This window comes from Lysobacter enzymogenes (assembly GCF_017168095.1).
GTDB classification, from domain to species: Bacteria; Pseudomonadota; Gammaproteobacteria; order Xanthomonadales; family Xanthomonadaceae; genus Lysobacter; species Lysobacter enzymogenes_D.
Window position 1 is genome coordinate 22050 of record NZ_LXSD01000335.1, and the last position, 17374, is coordinate 39423.

The following is a 17374-nucleotide window of genomic DNA, read 5'->3' on the forward strand; positions in this document are numbered from 1 at the left end:
GGGCGCGGCGCGTGCCTTTGGACGGCATGACCTTCGTCATGGCGGTTGGCCGTGCCGATCCTGGCGCGTGGCGATTGCTTGCAGGTTGCAAGGAATGTTTCCTCGCGCATGCGTTCTCGCGCGCTCGCACACAGCGAACGCGCGCGAAACCGGGTTTCGCCAACGCATCGCGCAGACCTGAAAACGCGGCATTTCCGATTCGTTCAAACAATCTTCGCGCGTTCGCGGCATCGCGCGCGCGCCGATGCGCGCGTTCGCGCTGCGCGCGGACGAACCCGCGCGGGCGATGTTCATGCGCCGTCCAGTCGCGCCGAAACCGACTTTTTCAAGCGATTTCCTTGCCGCACAAGGGTTTTCGCGCGCACCGGCGCAGAGTTCGCCGCGGCGTTCGCCTGGTCGCGCAAGCGACGTTTCCGCGCGCTCCGCGCTCGTTCATTTCATTCATTTTTGCCTTGAAAACAGGCCTCTAACACGGTTGTCGCGTGAAAAGTTCCTTCACGCGCGTTCGCGCGGCAAGTTCGGTTCATGCATGCGTTGCTAACTTGCGCCCCGCCTCCCCCAAGGCAGTACGCAAGACCACAACAACACAGGAGTCCACTCCATGATCCGCTTCCGTCATTTGACCCTTGCCATGCTCGGCGCCCTGGCCTTCGCCCCGGCCGCCTTCGCTCAGGATGCGTCCACCGACAGCGCCAGCGGCAAGCGCTTCGCCATCGTCGGCGGCTACGCCCTGACCCAGCCGACCAAGAATCCGCAGATCGCCGGCACCCGCACCAACCTGGACGGCGACGGCGCTCCGACCCTCAGCGCCAGCTACTTCATCAACGACAACTTCGCCGTCGAGTTGTGGGGTTCGGCCGACAAGTTCGGCCACCGCATCAACTCCAGCGCCGGCAAGCTCGGCAGCGTCGACTCGCAGCCGGTCGCGCTGAGCGGCCAGTACCACTTCCGTAGCGCCGACAGCATCGTGCGTCCGTTCGTGGGGCTGGGCTACTACCAGGCCAACTACAGCGGCGAGAAGCTCGAGAACGGCCAGCGCCTGGGCGTGGACAACGCCAAGGGCGGCATCGCCACCGCCGGCGTCGACCTCAACATCAACCCGACCTGGTTCGCCCGCGCCGACGTGCGCTACATGCAGGGCAGCAAGTCGGACGTGAAGCTCAACGGCCTGAAGGTCGGCGAAGCCGAGCTCAACCCGGTCACCGTCGGCGTCGGCATCGGCGCGCGTTTCTGATCGCGCCGGGCAGCGAGCAGCAAGTAGTAGGCAATAGCAAGCTGTAGTAGTAGCTGGTACGCAACAGGCAACACCGCAGTGACCACCGCCGTAGTGATCGACGGCGGTCGCAACACGCAACACCGTGGTAGCGATGTTTCCGCAGTACGCAACACCTGAGCACTACCGCAAGCGCAGTACCGGACGGGCTCCCTCGGGGGCCCGTCTTTTTTTGCGCGGCGCTCAGCCCGGCGCGTCGCCGAAGAACTGGATGACATAGAATGCCGCGCCGCGCGGGTCGGCCAGGCGGGCGATGCGCACGCCGCTGTTGGCCTCGAACGGCGCCGACTCGAGCCGGCCGCCGAGTTCCAGCGCGCGCTGCACGCAGGCCTCCACGTCCGACACTTGCAGGTAGATCGACCAGTGCGGCGCCAGGTCGCGCCATTCCGGCCGCATCTGCAACAGGCCGCCGAGCATGCGCTGGCCGTCGGCGAACACGCGGTAGCCGTGCGGCGCGACCGGATGCCCGCGCAGGCGCCAGCCGAACAACTGCTGGTAATAGCGTTCGGCGCGGTCGATGTCGCGGGTGGCCAGTTCCGCCCAGCACACCGCGTTGTCCACGCCGAGCGCGTCGGCGCCGGGATGGGCGCGCTGCTGCGCCAGCGAGAACACCACGCCTTCCGGATCGGCGCACACCGCCATGCGCACGTGCTCCATCAGCTCGAACGGCGAGGCGATCATGCGCCCGCCCAGGGCGACCGCGCGCGCGGCGGTCTTGTCGCAATCGTCGGTGCGGAAATACACGCCCCAGTGCGGCGCGCCGATTCCGTCGGCGCCGGCGCCGCCCGGCCCGGGCACCAGGGAATACGTGCCGGCCACGTCGCGGCCGTCGAGCTGGAAGATGGTGTAGAGGCTGCCGTCGGGCATCGGCGTGCGCTCCAGGGTCCAGCCGAACAGCGCGGGGTAGAACGCTTCGATCGCCGGCTGGTCGTCGGTGGCCAATTCGAACCAGCACGGCGCGCCGGGTGCGTGGACGACTGCGGTCATGGCTGGCTCCCCCGTGCTACTGCGAACTACGTCACAACAGTAACCCCGGGAGCGGCGGGCGTCATGGCGCGCTGCGGCGAGAAAACGCCGTCGTCGCTAAGGATGTTCAGCTTCGAGGTGAACCCGCTCGCGGCGCAGCAGGTACAGGCCGCTGGCGACGATGATCGCCGCGCCGGCCCAGGTCACCGAGTCGGGCAGCACGCCCCACAGGCTCAGGTCGAGCAGTACGCCCCAGATCAGCGCGGTGTACTCCAGCGGCGCGATCAGCGAGGCCTCGCCGAGGCGGAAGGCCTCGGTGACCGCGTACTGGCCGAGCGAGCCGGCCACGCCCAGGCCGAGGATCAGCCACAGATGTTCGCCGCGCACCGGCACCCAGCCGGGCCACGCCATCGCGCCGGCGCCGACGGTGATCAGCGTCATCAGCCAGACCATCATCGCCTGGGTCGTGTCGGTGCGCGCGAGTACGCGCACGGTGATCGCCGTGACCGCATAGCCCAGCGCCGCGCCGAGCACCGCCAGCGCGGCCAGGCTCAGCATGCCCTCGCCGCTCGGCCGCAGCAGCACCAGCACGCCGATCAGGCCGATGCCGATGGCGACCCAGCGCCGCGGCCCGACCCGTTCGCCCAGCAGCGGCCCGGAAAGAGCCGTGATCAGCAGCGGCGCGATGAAGAACACCGAGTAAGCGGTCGACAACGGCAGCCGGTTCACGCCGTATACGAACGACGCCATCATCCCGACGCCGAGCGCGCCGCGCAGCAGGTGCAGCGGCCAGCGCACGCGCAGCAGGCTGCGGCCGCCGCCGCTGAGCAAGGCCCAGGTCAGCACGAACGGCAGCGAGGAGGCGCCGCGCAGGGTCGCCACCTGGAACGGCGGGTAGTGCTCGGACAGCAGCTTCAGCAGCGCGTCCATCAGCGAGAACATCAGCACCGCCGCGAGCATGGTGAAGATCGCGCGGCGCGCGTGCGGGTGGGCGGCGGTCATGCGGCGGTTGCGCGCGGGGTCGCCTCGAAGCGGCGGGCCGCGTAGCGGATCGTTGCGAAGCGGTCGGCGCGGGGGCGCGCGGCTTCGGTGCGGCCGGCTCCGGGATGAGCCGCGCCGGTGCGGGCGGCTTCGATGCCGGCGGTTTCGATACGAGCGACGGCGATACTGTGCAGCGGCGGGGTCATGGCGGCGAGAACGTGGCGGTCCGGCATCATGACCCGGCGGCCGCGGCACGTCATCCGGCTGCTGTCAGCGGATGTCGCCAGTGAGCGGCGCGCGTTCGCGCAGGCGGTGATGGCGGCGCAGCCGCCGACGCACGCCGAGGGTGTAGATCAGGTAATAGCCCAGCAGCAATCCGCCGACCGCGAACAGCCCGCCCTGGCGCGGCAGCCAGCTGGCCGGCGCGTCCGCGCCCCAGGCGTGCAGCCCTTGCCACAGGCCGTAGCACAGGCGCGCGGCGACCAGCGCGGTCAGGCCCAGCGCGATCCAGCGGTTGGGGGTGTAGTACAGGCCTTTGGCCTCGTCCTCGAACCGGGTCAGGGCCAGGCCGAACGCGCCCAGCGCGAGGCCTGCGAGCAGGCCGGCGCCGGCGTACCGCGGCGCGTCGGCGATCCAGTGGCCCGAGACCCAGGCGCCGGCGAAGAACAGCAGCAACGAAAGCAGCGACAGCGTCGCGCCCAGGCTCACCGCCCAGCCCAGCGCGCGGCGGCGCGCCTTGCCGTAGCGGTAGCGCTGGATCAGGCCGATCGGGATCAGCAGGGCCCAGAGCAAGGCCAGGGCCAGCAGGGCCAGCGGGATCAGGAGCAGCGGCATGGGGGCAGTCTACGGCGGGTGCGGGGATTGCGCCGCTGTCGAGGTCGAGTGCCGGGGATTGAAGGGGGGAGGCTGGATATTGAAGGGGAGGCCTGGATGACGCCCTGGATGCCGCCTTCGCGGGCATGACGGTAGGTGGGTTGCGTGGCGGACGGGTTTCACCGCGCCTCTTCAAGTCGTCATCCTCGCGAAGGCGGGGATCCAGAGACTTCAGAGTCATGCCTCGGTGAAGCCCTGGATGCCCGCCTTCGCGGGCATGACGATAGGTGGGTTGCGTGGCGGGTGTTTTTCGCCGCGCCTCTCCCAGGTCGTCATCCCCACGAAGGCGGGGATCCAGAGACTTCAGAGTCATGTCGCGATGAAGCCCTGGATGCCCGCCTTCGCGGGCATGACGATAGGTGGGTTTCGCGGCAAGTCGGTTTCGCCGCGCCTCTTCAAGTCGTCATCCCCGCGAAGGCGGGGATCCAGAGACTTCAGAGGCATGTCGCGATGAAGCCCTGGATGCCCGCCTTCGCGGGCATGACGGTAGGTGGGTTGCGTGGCAGGTTTTTTCACCGCGCCTCTCCCAGGTCGTCATCCCCGCGAACGCGGGGATCCAGAGACTTCAGCGCACCGCCGCGATCAAACCGCCTTGTCGAGGCTGGCGATGTCGATCACGAAGCGATAGCGCACATCGCCCTTGATCATCCGCTCGTACGCCTCGTTGATCGACTCGATGCCGATCAGTTCGATGTCCGAAGCCACGCCGTGCTGCGCGCAGAAATCCAGCATCTCCTGGGTCTCGCGGATGCCGCCGATCAGCGAGCCGCCGAGCTTGCGCCGCTGCATGATCAGCGCCCCGGCCGCGACCGGCGCGGGCTTTTCCGGCACGCCGAGCAGGACCATGGTGCCGTCGACCTTGAGCAGGCTCAGGTAGGCGTTGTAGTCGTGCTCGCCCGAGACCGTGTCGATGACGAAATCGAAGCTGCGCGCCAGGCGCTTGAAGGTATCCGGGTCGCGGGTCGCGGCGAACGCGTGCGCGCCCAGTTCCAGCGAGGCTTCGCGCTTGGATTCGGAGGTGCTCAGCACGGTCACCCGCGCGCCCATCGCCACCGCCAGCTTGACCGCCATGTGGCCCAGGCCGCCGAGGCCGACCACGGCCAGCTCGTCGCCGGCCTTGACGCCGTAGTGGCGCAGCGGCGAATAGGTGGTGATGCCGGCGCACAGCAGCGGCGCGGCGCGGTCGAGCGGGATCGACTCGGGAATGCGCAGCACATAGGCCTGATCGACGGTGATGCGGGTCGAGTAGCCGCCGTAGGTCGGCGCGCCGGTGCCGCGTTCCTTGGCGTTGTAGGTGCCGGTCATGCCCTGGTCGCAGTACTGCTCCTCGCCGGCCTTGCACTGCGCGCACTCGCGGCAGGAGTCGACGAAGCAGCCCACGCCGACGGCGTCGCCGGTCTTGAAGGTCCGGACGTTGGCGCCGACCTGGGCGACCCGGCCGACGATTTCGTGGCCCGGCACCATCGGGAAGATCGAGCCGCCCCATTCGTCGCGGGCCTGGTGGATGTCGGAGTGGCAGACGCCGCAATAGAGAATGTCGATCAGCACATCGTCCGGGCCGGGCTCGCGCCGGTCGATCGCGAACGGGGCCAGGGGCGAATGCGCGTTCTGCGCGGCGTAGGCAGCGGTCTTGAGCATGGGAGTTCCAGGTGGCGTGGACGGGACGCGGCGAGGGTCGTGGGCTGCCCCGGTCGTGGCGGGGACGGCGGTCGCCGGGGCGTTCATTCTAGGCGCGGTGCGTTGCGCCGGCGTCAATCCGGCCGGCCCCGCAGCGCTGCGCCGCTGCAACGCTGCGTTGCGTATCGCCGCCGCGCTTGCGCTACCCTGTGCGGCGTTTCCCCCAAGTGCGAGCGCGCCATGCCTTCCTTCGACGTGATTTCCGAAGTCGACACCCACGAACTCACCAACGCGGTCGACCAGGCCAACCGCGAGCTGTCCACCCGCTTCGATTTCAAGGGCGTGGACGCCAAGTTCGTCCTCGACGACAAGCAGATCAGCCAGTCGGCGCCGAGCGAGTTCCAGCTCGAACAGATGACCCAGATCCTGCGCCAGCGTTTGGCCGCGCGCCAGATCGACTCGCGCTGCCTGGAGTTCGGCGACATCGAGACCAACCTGGCCGGCGCGCGGCAGAAGATCACCGTGCAGCAGGGCATCGAGCAGAAGCTGGCCAAGAAGATCGCCGCGGCGATCAAGGACGCCAAGCTCAAGGTCGAAACCCAGATCAACGGCGACAAGCTGCGCGTCACCGGCAAGAAGCGCGACGACCTGCAGGCCGCCATCGCCCTGCTGCGCGCCGGCGACTTCGAGCGCCCGCTGCAGTACGACAACTTCCGCGACTGACAGCGCAGGAGCCGCCGGCGTGAACGAGCACGGACCCGACCCCGTCGCCGAAACCGTGCGCTGGCTGGAGCGCGCGGTGATCGGGCTCAACCTGTGCCCGTTCGCCAAGGCGGTGCTGGCCAAGCGCCAGATCCGCTTCGTGCTGAGCTACGCAAGCACGCCGGAGCAGTTGCTGGAAGAGCTGTCGTCGGAACTGGTGCTGCTGGAGCAGACCCCGGCCGAACAGATCGACACCACCTTGCTGATCCATCCGCAGGCGCTGACCGATTTCCTCGACTTCAACGACTTCCTCGACCTCGCCGACGAGGCGGTGGCGCTGCTCGACCTGGAAGGCGAGATCCAGATCGCCAGCTTCCACCCGGATTACCAGTTCGCCGGCACCGCCTTCGACGACATCGGCAACTGCACCAACCGCTCGCCCTACCCCACCTTGCACCTGCTGCGCGAAAGCAGCGTGGAGCGCGCGGTGGCGGCGTTTCCGGACCCCGACGCGATCGTCGAGCGCAATCTGGCGACCCTGGAAAAACTCGGCGCCGAGGGCTGGCGCAAGTTGTCGGCGTGGAATTTCAGCGGCTGAGTCCGGCGCGGCTGCGTTGGGATCGGCGGAGCAAAATCAAAACGCTTCATCCTCGGCCCGCGCCGGCCGCTGACGCGTCACGGCGCTGCAGCTGTGCGGCCATCGACTGCCGCCACCAACGGCGCTGGAGTTCGGCGCCGACGTTGTTCTTCGAGGATTTTCGCGGCCGCAACTGCGCTGTTGCCCGGCGCGACTTTGACCGGCTGCATCGCCGGAATCTTCGGGCGACCCGGAGTCGGTCTTGCCCCTTGGCGTTGGCCAGACAGGGCGCAGGCACAGTTCGCGTGCCTAGCGGACACACGTCTCCGATGGGCCTTTCGATCTGCGCCCAGCATCGCGTTGCCCGTTTGACCGCCGCCCCAAAATGGGCCTTGATGCACAACTCAATGCTGCGCATCGTTGGCCTCGCCAGGCGCCGAGGCGATGGACGCGGCGAAGGATGGACCCGATGACACGCAACACCGCCATCCATCCCGCAGATGGCCGCGACCGCCCCGAATCCCGTTCGCACGGCCGCTGGTCGGTCTTGGCGCTGACCTTGGCGGGCGTGGCGGCGTGCGCACGGCCAGCGACCGACCCCGTCGCAGCGTCCCACCAGGAGCAACCCGCCATGACGGCCCCCGATTCCGCCGCCTCCATCACCCCAGAACAGGCCGCCGACGCCGCCGCCGCGGCATCCGACCGGGCCGCGGGCCCGGCCGCCGGGTCGGCGCCGCGCATTCCGGCCGCCACCGCGCTCCCGCTGCCCCAGGGCCCCGCGCTGGAGACCGGGGAACTGCGCGCACGGGTCCTCAAGCTGATCGCGGGGCTGAGGACCGCCCGGGACACCGAAACCTCGGCCGTGGCAAAGGTCTTGAACGTCCCGCTCGGCCCGGACCCGGAGGACCCGGGCCTTCAGGTGGTGCAGGGGCGCCTGGGAAGCGCAGGACGCTACTACATCACGGTGGGGTCGGCTGGCCGTGACATGCCGGGCCAGCGAATCGAAGTCCGCTTCATTCCCGAGGGCTGGAGAGGGGATCCGCGAGACGCGGAGAACGCCTTGCCCACCTGCAGCCTCGACTTCGCCCCCCTCCACGACGACATCGCCAAGCTGGGCTATGCGGGCGCCGAGGGTCCGTCCTCCCCCAGGGAATTCTGGGGTTACCGCAAGGACTGGCCCGCCAACAACATCACCTTCTACCTGGTCCTGAACCTCTACCGAGCCACTGGTGGCGATCAGCACAAGGGGCGTCCTTGCGTGCTCTACATCGAGATCACCGCCGACGACGCCGAGGTCGATCATGGCTAAGCCACTGCCTTCGCAACTGCGCACGATGGTCGACGCCTTCGCCAGCCAGCCGGGCATTCCGCCGAACGCAGCGCGCGACGTCGAAGCGGCAATCGCGAGTTCGCCGTACCTTGCTGTCGTGATGGTCGACGCGGCGAACCAGCAAGTCCTCAAGCGCATCGGCGTGAGCACCGAAAAGCACGAGAGCGGTCATTACGACAAGGAAAGCGGCACCGTCTTCCTCAATGTGGACAGGTTCATCAAGACGTCGATCAATCAACAGACCCGCCTGGACATCATCGCCAACACGCTCGGGCACGAAACCGGCCACGCGCTCACCGCCAACGCACGCAGCCTCGAACTCCAGAGGTTTTCTCACGATGTCGGCGCGGCGTTGAACGACGGTGTCGGCAACGCGTCCTATGTCGACTTGACCCGCGAGAGCCAGCGCTACCTCGATTTCACACGCAGGGACAAGGCCTTGGCCGAGCTGGTGGGCCTGAACGCCCTCGCCAGTCGCGTTTCAGGCGGACAGGCCGACCGGTTCAACAAGAGCGAGTTCTTGGTGCGCGCCGCGGCCACCACAAGCTGCGTGAAGGTAGCCGATGGCACCGACAAAGCGACCTTGGCCCCAGGCATCATCCTGCGCGAAGACGGCATGCAACTGACCGGCAACCGCTTCAGAAGCCCGGCCGTCGAGGCCGTGGCGGCCTGCCACTACGACCAAGGCGCCACGCTGGGACGGCGAGGTGACTCTAACTACCGCAACTATTACGGCCCCCAGGTGCTGGCCACCGTCGCTTCCGCCCACGCCGACGCCGCGCTAGGGACCACGCAGGCCGTGCCGGAAGTCCGGCTGGATCTGCATCGCCTCAAACTCGACCTCGCGCAGATCGAGCGCAACGGGGTCGACCTGGGCAACGCCGGCAATCGTTTCGGATTCACGGACACCAGCCACGGCAAGCTCGAACTCAAGACCGTTCGGGACACAAGCTCGGAGAGGGGCAAAGCCCCTCAAGACACCGTGGCTGAAAGGGCAGCGCCGATGCGGGCGGACAATCCCGCCCATCCCGATTACGCGGCCTTCGAGATGTTCCAGCGCGCAGCCCAGGCCGACGGCCGCTGGAGCCAGATCGAGGCTCGCAACCTCGCCGCGGCCGGCCTGGCGGCCGTGAAAGCAGACCCGACCGTCGGGGCCAACCTCTCCGGGGTCGTCATCGGCCTCGGGGCGGATGGACGCACGAATCTCATCGGGTATGCCTCCCCGCACGGGCCGGCCGGTCCGCACCACCACCTGGCGATCGACGCCGAAAACGCGGCCCAAGTGCCTGCGCAAAAGAGCCTGGAACGGGTCGAACAACTCAATCAACAACAGGCCCGGCAGCAGGCTCAGGCGCCGACGCTAGGGCCGGATGGCCCGACCGGTCCCAAGATGACGCTCTAAGGCATTGTCGGAGTCGTAGCGCCGGAGCGAATCGACATGGATTCCAGCTTCCGCCGGAACAACGAGATCGGAGCGCAGATGGCGCGTGCCGCCGCTCAGACGGCCCGGGCCGCGCTCTTCGACAGCGCCCGTTCCAGCAGGCCGCGCGCCTGCTCCAGCGAGGCCACGATGCGGTGGCCGAACGCCCGCAGTTCTTCGCCCGGCGCGACCAGGTCCGGCACCTGGATCGGAGTCGCCCCGGCCGCCAGCGCGGCGCGCACGCCGGGTTCGGAATCCTCCAGCACCACGCAGCGGCGCACGTCGACGCCAAGTTCGCGCGCGGCCAGCAGGTAGATGTCCGGCGCCGGCTTGGGATGCTCGACATCGCTGCCGGCGACGATCGCGTCGAAGCGGTCGATCAGCCCGCTCGCGGCGAGCTTGGCCAGCGCGCGCGGGCGCTGGGTTGAGGTCGCGACCGCCTTGGGCACGCCGCGCGCGTCGAGCAGGTCCAGCAGTTCCAGCAGCCCGCGCTTGCGCGGCAGGCCGGCGGCGACGCGCGCGTCGTAGAGCCGGTAGCTGGTGTCGCGCAGGCGGGTCGCCGCGTCGTCGCCGAAATGCCCGCTGAGATGGGCAAGGCTGGCGCGGTCGTGCATGCCCACCATCGCCAGCCACACCGCGTCGTCGGCGGCGAGGTTTTCGGCCGCGGCCGCTTCGCGCCAGGTTTCCAGCATCGCCCGTTCGCTGTCGAGCATCAGCCCGTCCATGTCGAACAACACCGCGTCGGGGACGAAATCCAGCGCTATGGAGGTCTCAGCCACGAAAGTCTCAGCCACGGAACAAAGTCTCGAGATCGGTGGAATCGAGCGCGCGCCATTGCCCGCCCGGCAGGTCCTGCAGCGACAAGCCGCCGATGCGCGCGCGGTGCAGCGCCACGACGTGGTTGCCGACCGCGGCGAACATGCGCCGCACCTGGTGGTAGCGGCCCTCGGTGAGGGTCAAGCGCGCGCGCCGCGGCTCCAGCGTTTCCATCAGCGCCGGCGCCAGCGGGGTCTTTTCCGCTTCCAGCATCAGCTCGCCGCTGGCGAACACCGCCGCTTCGTCGCCGCGCAGGTCCGAGGCCAGGGTAGCTTCATAGACCTTGCCGAGCTTGGCCTTCGGCGACACGATCCGGTGCAGCAGCGCGCCGTCGTCGGTCATCAGCAGCAGGCCGCTGGTGTCGCGGTCGAGCCGGCCGACCGGCGACAGCAGCGGCGAGCGCAGGCGCAGGCGCGGCGGCAGCAGGTCGTAGACGACGCGACCGGGATCCTTGGTCGAACAGGTGTAGCCGACCGGCTTGTGCAGCATCAGGGTCAGCCCGGCCGGCGGGTCCAGCGGCTCGCCGTCGATGCGGATCGCGGCGTGCTCGACCTGGTCGTCGGCGTACAGCACCTCGCCGTCGGCGTCGGTGATGCGGCCCTGGCGGAACATCGCGGTCACGTCCTTGCGGCTGCCGTAACCGAGGTTGGCGATCAGCTTGACCAGTTTCATGCCCGCCCCCGCGCGCCGCACGCTTCCACCACTTTGAAACCGCCGTCCTGGGCGACGGTGCGGACTTCGCCGAAGTGTTCGTCCAGCGCCTGTTCGTAGGGCAGATGGCGGTTGGCGACCAGCCACAGGCGGCCGCCACGCTCGAGCGATTGCGCGGCCACCTGGATGAAACGGCGGCCGATGTCGGGGCGCTCCTCGCGGCCCTGCGCATGGAACGGCGGATTGCTGACGATGACGTCGTAGCGGCGCGGCAGGCCGGCGGTGACGTCGTGCCAGAACGCTTGCACCGGCACCCGCGCGCCTTCGAGGTTGCGGCGCGCCAGCGCGACCGCGCGCGCCTGCGCCTCGAACAGGTCGAGCGCGGCGATACGCGGGCAGCGCGCCAGCAATTCGGCGGACAGATAGCCGTAGCCGGCGCCGAGGTCGGCGGCGTGGCCGCTCAGATCGGCCGGCAGGTGCGCGGCGAGCAAGGCCGAGGCCGGATCGATGCGGTCCCAGGCGAACACGCCCGGACGGCTGAGGAAACGCCCGCCGAGGATCGCGCGCGGCGCGTCCAGCGCCGACCACGCGCGCAGCAGCGCTTCGTCGGCCGGCCCGTGCAGCGGCGCGGTCCAGAACGCGCGGCATTTGCGCTTGGACAGGCTGCCGACCTTGCCGGCGAGCTTGCCCAGGTCGTCCTCGCCCGAGCGCGCGCCCTCGTCGTTGCGCATGCACGCCAGCACCCGCCCGCCCGGCGCGCAGCGCGCCACGGCCTGGGCGAACAGCGCGCGCGCTTCCTCGCGCTGGCGCGGCGGCAGCACCAGCACCAGCGGGAAACGGCGCGCGGGGTCGAGGGTTTCCAGATCGACCACGTCCAGGCCGCCGCGCTCCAGCGCCTGCGCGGCGGGCCGGAAGTCCTGCTCGCACAGCAGGCCCGGGCGCGGCGCCTGGCGCAGGCCGAGGCCGTCGCGCGCGCGCAGGAACAAGGCGTCGCCGGGCCAGGCCAGCAAGCCGTCGGCGATGGGCTGGAACAGGGTTTCGAGCGCGTCGTCGGAGCGGTCAGCGCGCATGGTCGGCAAAGTCGGCGATATCGGCGAAAAGGTTCATCGCGCCGATTTTACGCGGCTGCGGGTTAGGGTGTGGGCCTCGCCATCGATGCAAGGAATGCCCACCGTGCGCCTGCCCGTGCTGATCGCGGCCGCCCTGATGCCGGCGGTGGCCTGGTTCTCGCAAGCCGGCTACTTCGGGCCCGACAACGGCGCAATCTCCGACCGCTATCCCACCTTGCTCGTCGCCGCCGGCTACGCGTTTTCGATCTGGGGCCTGATTTTCCTGCTCGACCTGGCCTTCGCCGCCTGGCAGCTCGGCGCGCGCCGGCGCGAGGACGATACCCTGCGGCGGGTGCGCCCGGCCGCTGCGGCCGGCTTCACCCTGACCGCGCTGTGGATGCCGCTGTTCTCGCAGCAGTGGTTCTGGCTGGCGTTGGCGACGATCTGGCTGGCCCTGGCCTGTCTGGCCTGGGCGGCGACGGTGCTGGCGCGCGACGCCACGCCGCTGCCGGGCCAGCGGATGTGGGCGAAGTTCGCGCTGTCGCTGCACGCCGGCTGGCTGGCGCTGGCGGCGTTCCTGAACACTGCGCAGGTGCTGGTCGCCTACCGGCTGGCGCCGGTGGACGCGATGCTGCCGTGGAGCCTGGCCCTGTTCGCGGCCGCCGCGCTGGTGCTGCTGGGCTTGAACGCGCGCATGCGCGGCAGCGCCGGCTTCGTGCTGGCGGCGCTGTGGGGATTGGCCGGCGTGTACATGAAGCAATCGGTCTCGGCGTTGCCCGGCGCGACGGTCGCGGCCTGGACCGCGGCCGGCATCGGCGTCTTGCTGCTCGCGCAGACCGCGTGGCTGCGGCTGCATCCGAAGCATCGGGTGTTTTCCGGGCATTTGTCGCCGGGCGAGTGAATTCGCGGCAAGCGACTCGGCTTTTTGGCTTTGTGATTTTGTGGTTTTGTGGGAGGGACTTCAGTCCCGATGCTTTGGTTTCAGATCGCCGCGATCTGACAGGAAAGCGTCGGGACTGAAGTCCCTCCCACAAGAACGTCCCACTCTTCCCACCAGAACGAGCGCCTTCCACACCGCGCAAACATCCGCTTCATCCCCCGCCAACACCGCCGCCGCGAGGATGGCCACTGGTCCAGCACAGGAGCCTTGCTCTATGCGAGCCCTCTTCGTCGGCGGCACCGTCGACAACAGCGAACTCGACCTGGAAGGCGGCACCGCGCCGCGTCACTATCCGCCCGACACCGGCAGCGGCACTGCGCGCTACCGCCTGCATCACGTGGGCATGCGCGACGGCGATGTGGTCTATGCGGTGTACGCGGCGCAGGGACTGGCCGACGGCGAGATCGAGCGGGTGGCCGAGGAGCGCGGGTATGCGCGCAGGTTCGAGGCTGAGCCGCAGTTGAGCGTTTGAGCGGACTGGCTGCCCTCACCCCAACCCCTCTCCCGCAAGCGGGAGAGGGGCTTCGAAAGCGCGACGCCATTGGCTGTTCCTTCTCCCGCTCGCGGGAGAAGAGCCTGCCCCCGAAGCGCTTTTGATCGGGGGTGGCCCGAAGCGCCTGCCCCTGCGAAAGCAGGGGGCCGGATGAGGGCCGCCGCCAACCTCAGTTCTGCAACTCCCGCAACGTCACCGAAGGCGGCGCATCCAACACCCGCCGCGTCGCGAACATCCCCGCCGCCAACGCCGCCAGCATGCCCGCCGCGCCGCCGGCCACGGTCATGCGCCAGTCGAACTCCCACGGCAGGTCGAACACCTGCACCGCGACCACCCCGGCCAGCACCGACGCCGCGATCGCCGCGACCAGCCCCGACAACAAACCGATCGCCGCGAATTCCGACGCCTGCGCCAGGCGCAGCTGCCAGCGGCTGCCGCCGAGCACGCGCATCACTCCGCCTTCGAGCAGGCGCTCGTCCTGGCTCGCGCTCACCGCCGCCATCAACACCAGCAGCCCGGCGAACAGCGAGAAGTAGAACACCACCTCGACCACGGTCGAGACCTGATCGGCGGTGCTGCGCACCTGCTTGAGCACCTGCTCGACGTCGATCACCGACAGGTTCGGGAAACGCTCGACCAATTGCGAGGTGAAGCGGGTATGGCCGGCCGGCACGCTGATCGCGGTGATGTAGCTGGCCGCGTAGCCGTCCATCGAACCGGGCGACCCGACCACGAAGAAGTTCGGCCGGAAGCTCTCCCAATCGACCTTGCGCAGGCTGGTGATCCGGGCCGAGTACGGCTGCCCGGCGATGTCGAAGCCGATGCGGTCGCCGACCTTCCAGCCCAGGGTTTCGGCGAAGCCTTCCTCGACCGACACTTCCGGCTGCGCCAGCTTGCGCGGCGCCCAGAACTTGCCGTCGGTGACCTTGTTGTCGTCGCGCAGCGCGTCGGCCACCGACAGGTTGAACTCGCGCTCGGCCAGTTGCTTGGCGCGGTCGCCGCGTTCGGCGTAGCTGTCGCCGGTCACCGGCTGGCCGTTGTGGCTGACCAGGCGCGCGCGGATCATCGGGAACAAGGTCGGCGCGCCGATGCCCTGTTCGCCGATGAAACGGCGCACATCGGCCATCTGGTCCTGCTGCACGTTGATGATGAAGCGATTGGGCGCGTCGGCCGACAGCGCCAGCTGCCAGCGGTCGAGCAAATCGGTGCGCACGAAGGTCAGCAGCAGCAGCGCCATCAGGCCCAGGCCCAGCGCCGAAACCTGGGCGATGCTGGCGCCGGCGCGGCGGCTGACGTTGGCCAGGCCGTAGCGCAGCGCGCCGCGCAAACGCGAGCGCAGGCGCCGCACCAGCACGATCAGGCCCAGCGCCAGCGCGGCCAGAATGGCGAAGGTGGCGATGATGCCGGTCAGCATGTACGCGCCGAGCGTCAGCGAACCGGCCTTCCACCACAGCAGCGCGGCCAGCCCGCCGAGGCCGGCGAGCGCGACCAGCCAGGCGCTGGGTTCGGTCGCGTCGAGATCGCGACGCAGCACCCGCAGCGCCGGCACCCGCCGCAGCGCCAGCACCGGCGGCGCGCCGAACGCCAGCAACACCACCAATCCGACGCCGAAGCCCTGCAGCGCCGGCAACAGCCCGGCCGGCGGGATCGACATCTTCAGCGACTGCTCCAGCCAGCCGCCGATCGCCCATTGCAAGGCGAACGCCAAGGCCACGCCGATCGCGCTGGCGAGCAGGCCCAGCAGTACCATCTCGCCGACGTGGATGCCGACCAGGGTGCGCTGGCTGGCGCCGAGGCAGCGCATCACCGCGGTGCCGGACAGATGGCGCTCGCTGTGGCGGCGCGCGGCCATCGCCACCGCCACCGCCGCCAGCACCACCGACACCAGCGCGGCCAGGCCGAGGAAGCGGCCGGCGCGGTCGAGCGCGGAGCGCACTTCCGGGCGCGCGTCGGCGATGGTTTCCAGGCGCTGGCCGCGGCCGAGCGCGGGCTTGGCCGCGGCGACGAAGCGCTCCACCGCCGCGGCCGGGCCGGCCACGACCAGGCGATAGCGGATGCGGCTGCCGGGCTGGATCAAGCCGGTGCGCGGCAGGTCGGCCAGATTGAGGAACACCTTCGGCGCGATGTTGAAGTAATCCAGCGACGCATCGGGTTCCTGCGTCACCAGCGCGGCCAGGCGCAGGCGCGAATCGCCGATGGCGATGTCCTGGCCGACCTGCGCGCCGAGGGTGTCGGCGCCGGCCTGGCTCATCCACACCGTGCCGCGCGCGGGCACGCCGGGCGCGTCGCGCTCGGCGCCGCCGGCGCGATCGGCGATGCGGAACGCGCCGCGCAGCGGGAAGCCTTGGCCGAGCGCGCGCAAGTCGCCGAGTTGCAGGCGCTCGCCGACGCGGACCATCGTTTGCAGCTCGGTGGCTTCCGCGCGGCGCAGTTCGCCGGCGTTGGCCGCTTCGCGCAATTTTCCGGCGATGGGTTGGTCGGCGCGCACCACGGCGTCGCCGCCGAGCAAACGGTTGGCTTCGATCGCCAGCGCGCGCTCGGCGCGGTCGGTGACGAAGCCGACCGCGGTCACCGCCAGCACCGCCAGCACCAGCGCGGCGAGCAGGATGCGCACATCGCCGGCTTTCAGGTCGCGGCGCAGCTGGCGCCACGCCATCGCGATCGTGCGGCCCATCTCAGGCCTGCACCAGTCGGCCGCTGTCCAGGCGGATGCGGCGGTGGCAGCGCTCGGCGAGGTGATCGTCGTGGGTCACCAGGATCAAGGTGGTGCCGGCATCGGCGTTGAGCTGGAACAGCAGTTCGATGATCGCCTGGCCGGTGTGGGTGTCGAGGTTGCCGGTGGGCTCGTCGGCGAACAGCAGCGACGGCCGGGTCACGAACGCGCGCGCCAGCGCCACCCGCTGCTGTTCGCCGCCGGAGAGCTGGCGCGGATAATGGTCCAGGCGCTGGCCGAGGCCGACCTTGTCGAGGATCGCGCGCGCCGGCGCCTGCGCGTCGCGGTCGCCGCGCAGCTCCAGCGGCAGCATCACGTTTTCCAGCGCGGTCAGCGACGGCAGCAGCTGGAAGCTCTGGAACACGAAGCCGACCTTCTCGCCGCGCACGCGCGCGCGGCCGTCTTCGTCGAGCGCGGAAATGGTTTCGCCGTCGAGCACGACTTCGCCGGTGCTGGGCGAATCCAGCCCGGCCAGCAGCGACAGCAGCGTGCTCTTGCCCGAACCCGACGCGCCCACGATCGCCACGGTGTCGCCCTTGGCGATCGAGAAACCGACCCCATCGAGAATGGTGAGCTCGCCCGACGGCAGCGTCACGCGCTTGCCCAGGCTGCGCACGTCCAGGGTGACCGCACGCGCGGACGCGGACGGCCGCTGCGTCTGCGCTCGTTCATCGTTTTGCGCGCTGTCATCGGCCATGATCGGTGCGGCCAGGTCGGAAACTGCCATGATCGTCCTTCTGCTTGACTCGCCGCATCTTCGGGAGAGGTTATTAAATGATCTTTAAGACTTACGGCGCGCGCCGCGACCGCGATGCGCGCCCCGCCAACGGAAGATATGCGGGACTGCGGCGCCGGCTTCAATGGGCCATAAGTCCGGCTGCGACCGCGGACACCGCTATGGGCGGCGCTGCGATGGCGGCGTTGCTGGCCGCCGCCCTGCTCGCCGCGGTCGCGGCGCCCGCGGCAGCGCAGC

At 69.6% G+C, this 17374-nt stretch carries 19 protein-coding genes; 8 read left to right on the plus strand and 11 right to left on the minus strand.

Annotation, left to right across the window (positions count from 1 at the left end; translation table 11 throughout):
- Positions 1–36: 36 nt before the first annotated feature.
- On the minus strand, positions 37–294 hold the full coding sequence (locus tag A7A76_RS12000) for a hypothetical protein (RefSeq protein WP_206411399.1): 258 nt from the start codon (positions 292–294) through the stop codon (positions 37–39).
- Positions 295–601: 307 nt separating this feature from the next.
- Between A7A76_RS12000 and A7A76_RS12005 the strand changes: the two genes are divergently transcribed.
- Positions 602–1234 (plus strand): OmpW/AlkL family protein, encoded by a 633-nt coding sequence (locus A7A76_RS12005; protein ID WP_206411400.1) that lies wholly within the window; start codon positions 602–604, stop codon positions 1232–1234.
- Positions 1235–1456: 222 nt separating this feature from the next.
- Here A7A76_RS12005 and A7A76_RS12010 read toward each other — a convergent pair whose 3' ends face one another.
- The 5 genes from A7A76_RS12010 to A7A76_RS12030 all read right to left on the minus strand — a co-directional run bounded on the left by A7A76_RS12010 (position 1457) and on the right by A7A76_RS12030 (position 5731).
- Positions 1457–2260, minus strand: coding sequence for a VOC family protein (locus tag A7A76_RS12010; protein WP_206411401.1), 804 nt, complete (start codon positions 2258–2260; stop codon positions 1457–1459).
- 96 nt (positions 2261–2356) lie between these two features.
- Complete coding sequence (locus A7A76_RS12015) at positions 2357–3241, minus strand: DMT family transporter (protein ID WP_343225324.1); 885 nt, start codon at positions 3239–3241, stop codon at positions 2357–2359.
- Positions 3238–3426 (minus strand): hypothetical protein, encoded by a 189-nt coding sequence (locus A7A76_RS12020; protein WP_206411402.1) that lies wholly within the window; start codon positions 3424–3426, stop codon positions 3238–3240. The genes A7A76_RS12015 and A7A76_RS12020 overlap by 4 nt, the downstream gene beginning before the upstream one ends.
- 64 nt (positions 3427–3490) lie before the next feature.
- On the minus strand, positions 3491–4054 hold the full coding sequence (locus A7A76_RS12025) for a DUF1453 domain-containing protein (protein WP_206411403.1): 564 nt from the start codon (positions 4052–4054) through the stop codon (positions 3491–3493).
- Positions 4055–4675: 621 nt separating this feature from the next.
- Positions 4676–5731, minus strand: a complete 1056-nt coding sequence (locus A7A76_RS12030) for an NAD(P)-dependent alcohol dehydrogenase (RefSeq protein WP_206411404.1) — start codon at positions 5729–5731, stop codon at positions 4676–4678.
- A gap of 219 nt (positions 5732–5950) precedes the next feature.
- Between A7A76_RS12030 and A7A76_RS12035 the strand changes: the two genes are divergently transcribed.
- From A7A76_RS12035 to A7A76_RS12050, 4 genes are all read left to right on the plus strand, one after another.
- Positions 5951–6433, plus strand: coding sequence for a YajQ family cyclic di-GMP-binding protein (locus A7A76_RS12035; protein ID WP_074873553.1), 483 nt, complete (start codon positions 5951–5953; stop codon positions 6431–6433).
- A 19-nt stretch (positions 6434–6452) separates the two neighbouring features.
- Positions 6453–7010: a DUF1415 family protein gene (locus tag A7A76_RS12040; RefSeq protein ID WP_206411405.1), complete on the plus strand. Its 558-nt coding sequence runs from the start codon at positions 6453–6455 to the stop codon at positions 7008–7010.
- Between the two features lie 448 nt (positions 7011–7458).
- Positions 7459–8298: a hypothetical protein gene (locus tag A7A76_RS12045; protein WP_206411406.1), complete on the plus strand. Its 840-nt coding sequence runs from the start codon at positions 7459–7461 to the stop codon at positions 8296–8298.
- Positions 8291–9721 carry a hypothetical protein gene (locus tag A7A76_RS12050; RefSeq protein ID WP_206411407.1) on the plus strand — a complete coding sequence of 477 codons (1431 nt, stop codon included), beginning with the start codon at positions 8291–8293 and terminating at the stop codon, positions 9719–9721. Before A7A76_RS12045 ends, A7A76_RS12050 begins: the two co-directional genes overlap by 8 nt.
- Before the next feature lie 95 nt (positions 9722–9816).
- Here the strand turns inward: A7A76_RS12050 and A7A76_RS12055 are convergent, their stop codons facing one another.
- From A7A76_RS12055 to A7A76_RS12065, 3 genes are read right to left on the minus strand one after another with little or no spacing between them, the layout of a single operon-like run.
- A complete protein-coding gene (locus A7A76_RS12055) occupies positions 9817–10518 on the minus strand; it encodes an HAD family hydrolase (protein WP_343225325.1) in 702 nt (233 codons plus the stop codon).
- Between the two features lie 7 nt (positions 10519–10525).
- Positions 10526–11227, minus strand: a complete 702-nt coding sequence (locus tag A7A76_RS12060) for a pseudouridine synthase (protein ID WP_206411408.1) — start codon at positions 11225–11227, stop codon at positions 10526–10528.
- Positions 11224–12276 carry a class I SAM-dependent methyltransferase gene (locus tag A7A76_RS12065; RefSeq protein ID WP_206411409.1) on the minus strand — a complete coding sequence of 351 codons (1053 nt, stop codon included), beginning with the start codon at positions 12274–12276 and terminating at the stop codon, positions 11224–11226. Before A7A76_RS12065 ends, A7A76_RS12060 begins: the two co-directional genes overlap by 4 nt.
- A 103-nt stretch (positions 12277–12379) precedes the next feature.
- Here A7A76_RS12065 and A7A76_RS12070 point away from each other — a divergent pair, with 103 nt between their 5' ends.
- The 3 genes from A7A76_RS12070 (at position 12380) to A7A76_RS12075 (ending at position 13667) form a co-directional block, all read left to right on the plus strand.
- Positions 12380–13156, plus strand: coding sequence for a hypothetical protein (locus tag A7A76_RS12070; RefSeq protein WP_206411410.1), 777 nt, complete (start codon positions 12380–12382; stop codon positions 13154–13156).
- A gap of 48 nt (positions 13157–13204) precedes the next feature.
- Positions 13205–13255, plus strand: coding sequence for a DUF6053 domain-containing protein (locus A7A76_RS26550; protein ID WP_428995132.1), 51 nt, complete (start codon positions 13205–13207; stop codon positions 13253–13255).
- 154 nt (positions 13256–13409) lie between these two features.
- On the plus strand, positions 13410–13667 hold the full coding sequence (locus A7A76_RS12075) for a hypothetical protein (protein ID WP_206411411.1): 258 nt from the start codon (positions 13410–13412) through the stop codon (positions 13665–13667).
- Positions 13668–13857: 190 nt separating this feature from the next.
- Here A7A76_RS12075 and A7A76_RS12080 read toward each other — a convergent pair whose 3' ends face one another.
- Both A7A76_RS12080 and A7A76_RS12085 read right to left on the minus strand, forming a co-directional pair.
- Positions 13858–16362 carry an ABC transporter permease gene (locus A7A76_RS12080; RefSeq protein ID WP_206411412.1) on the minus strand — a complete coding sequence of 835 codons (2505 nt, stop codon included), beginning with the start codon at positions 16360–16362 and terminating at the stop codon, positions 13858–13860.
- A 1-nt stretch (position 16363) separates the two neighbouring features.
- Positions 16364–17128: an ABC transporter ATP-binding protein gene (locus A7A76_RS12085; protein ID WP_241200891.1), complete on the minus strand. Its 765-nt coding sequence runs from the start codon at positions 17126–17128 to the stop codon at positions 16364–16366.
- Positions 17129–17374: the final 246 nt, after the last annotated feature.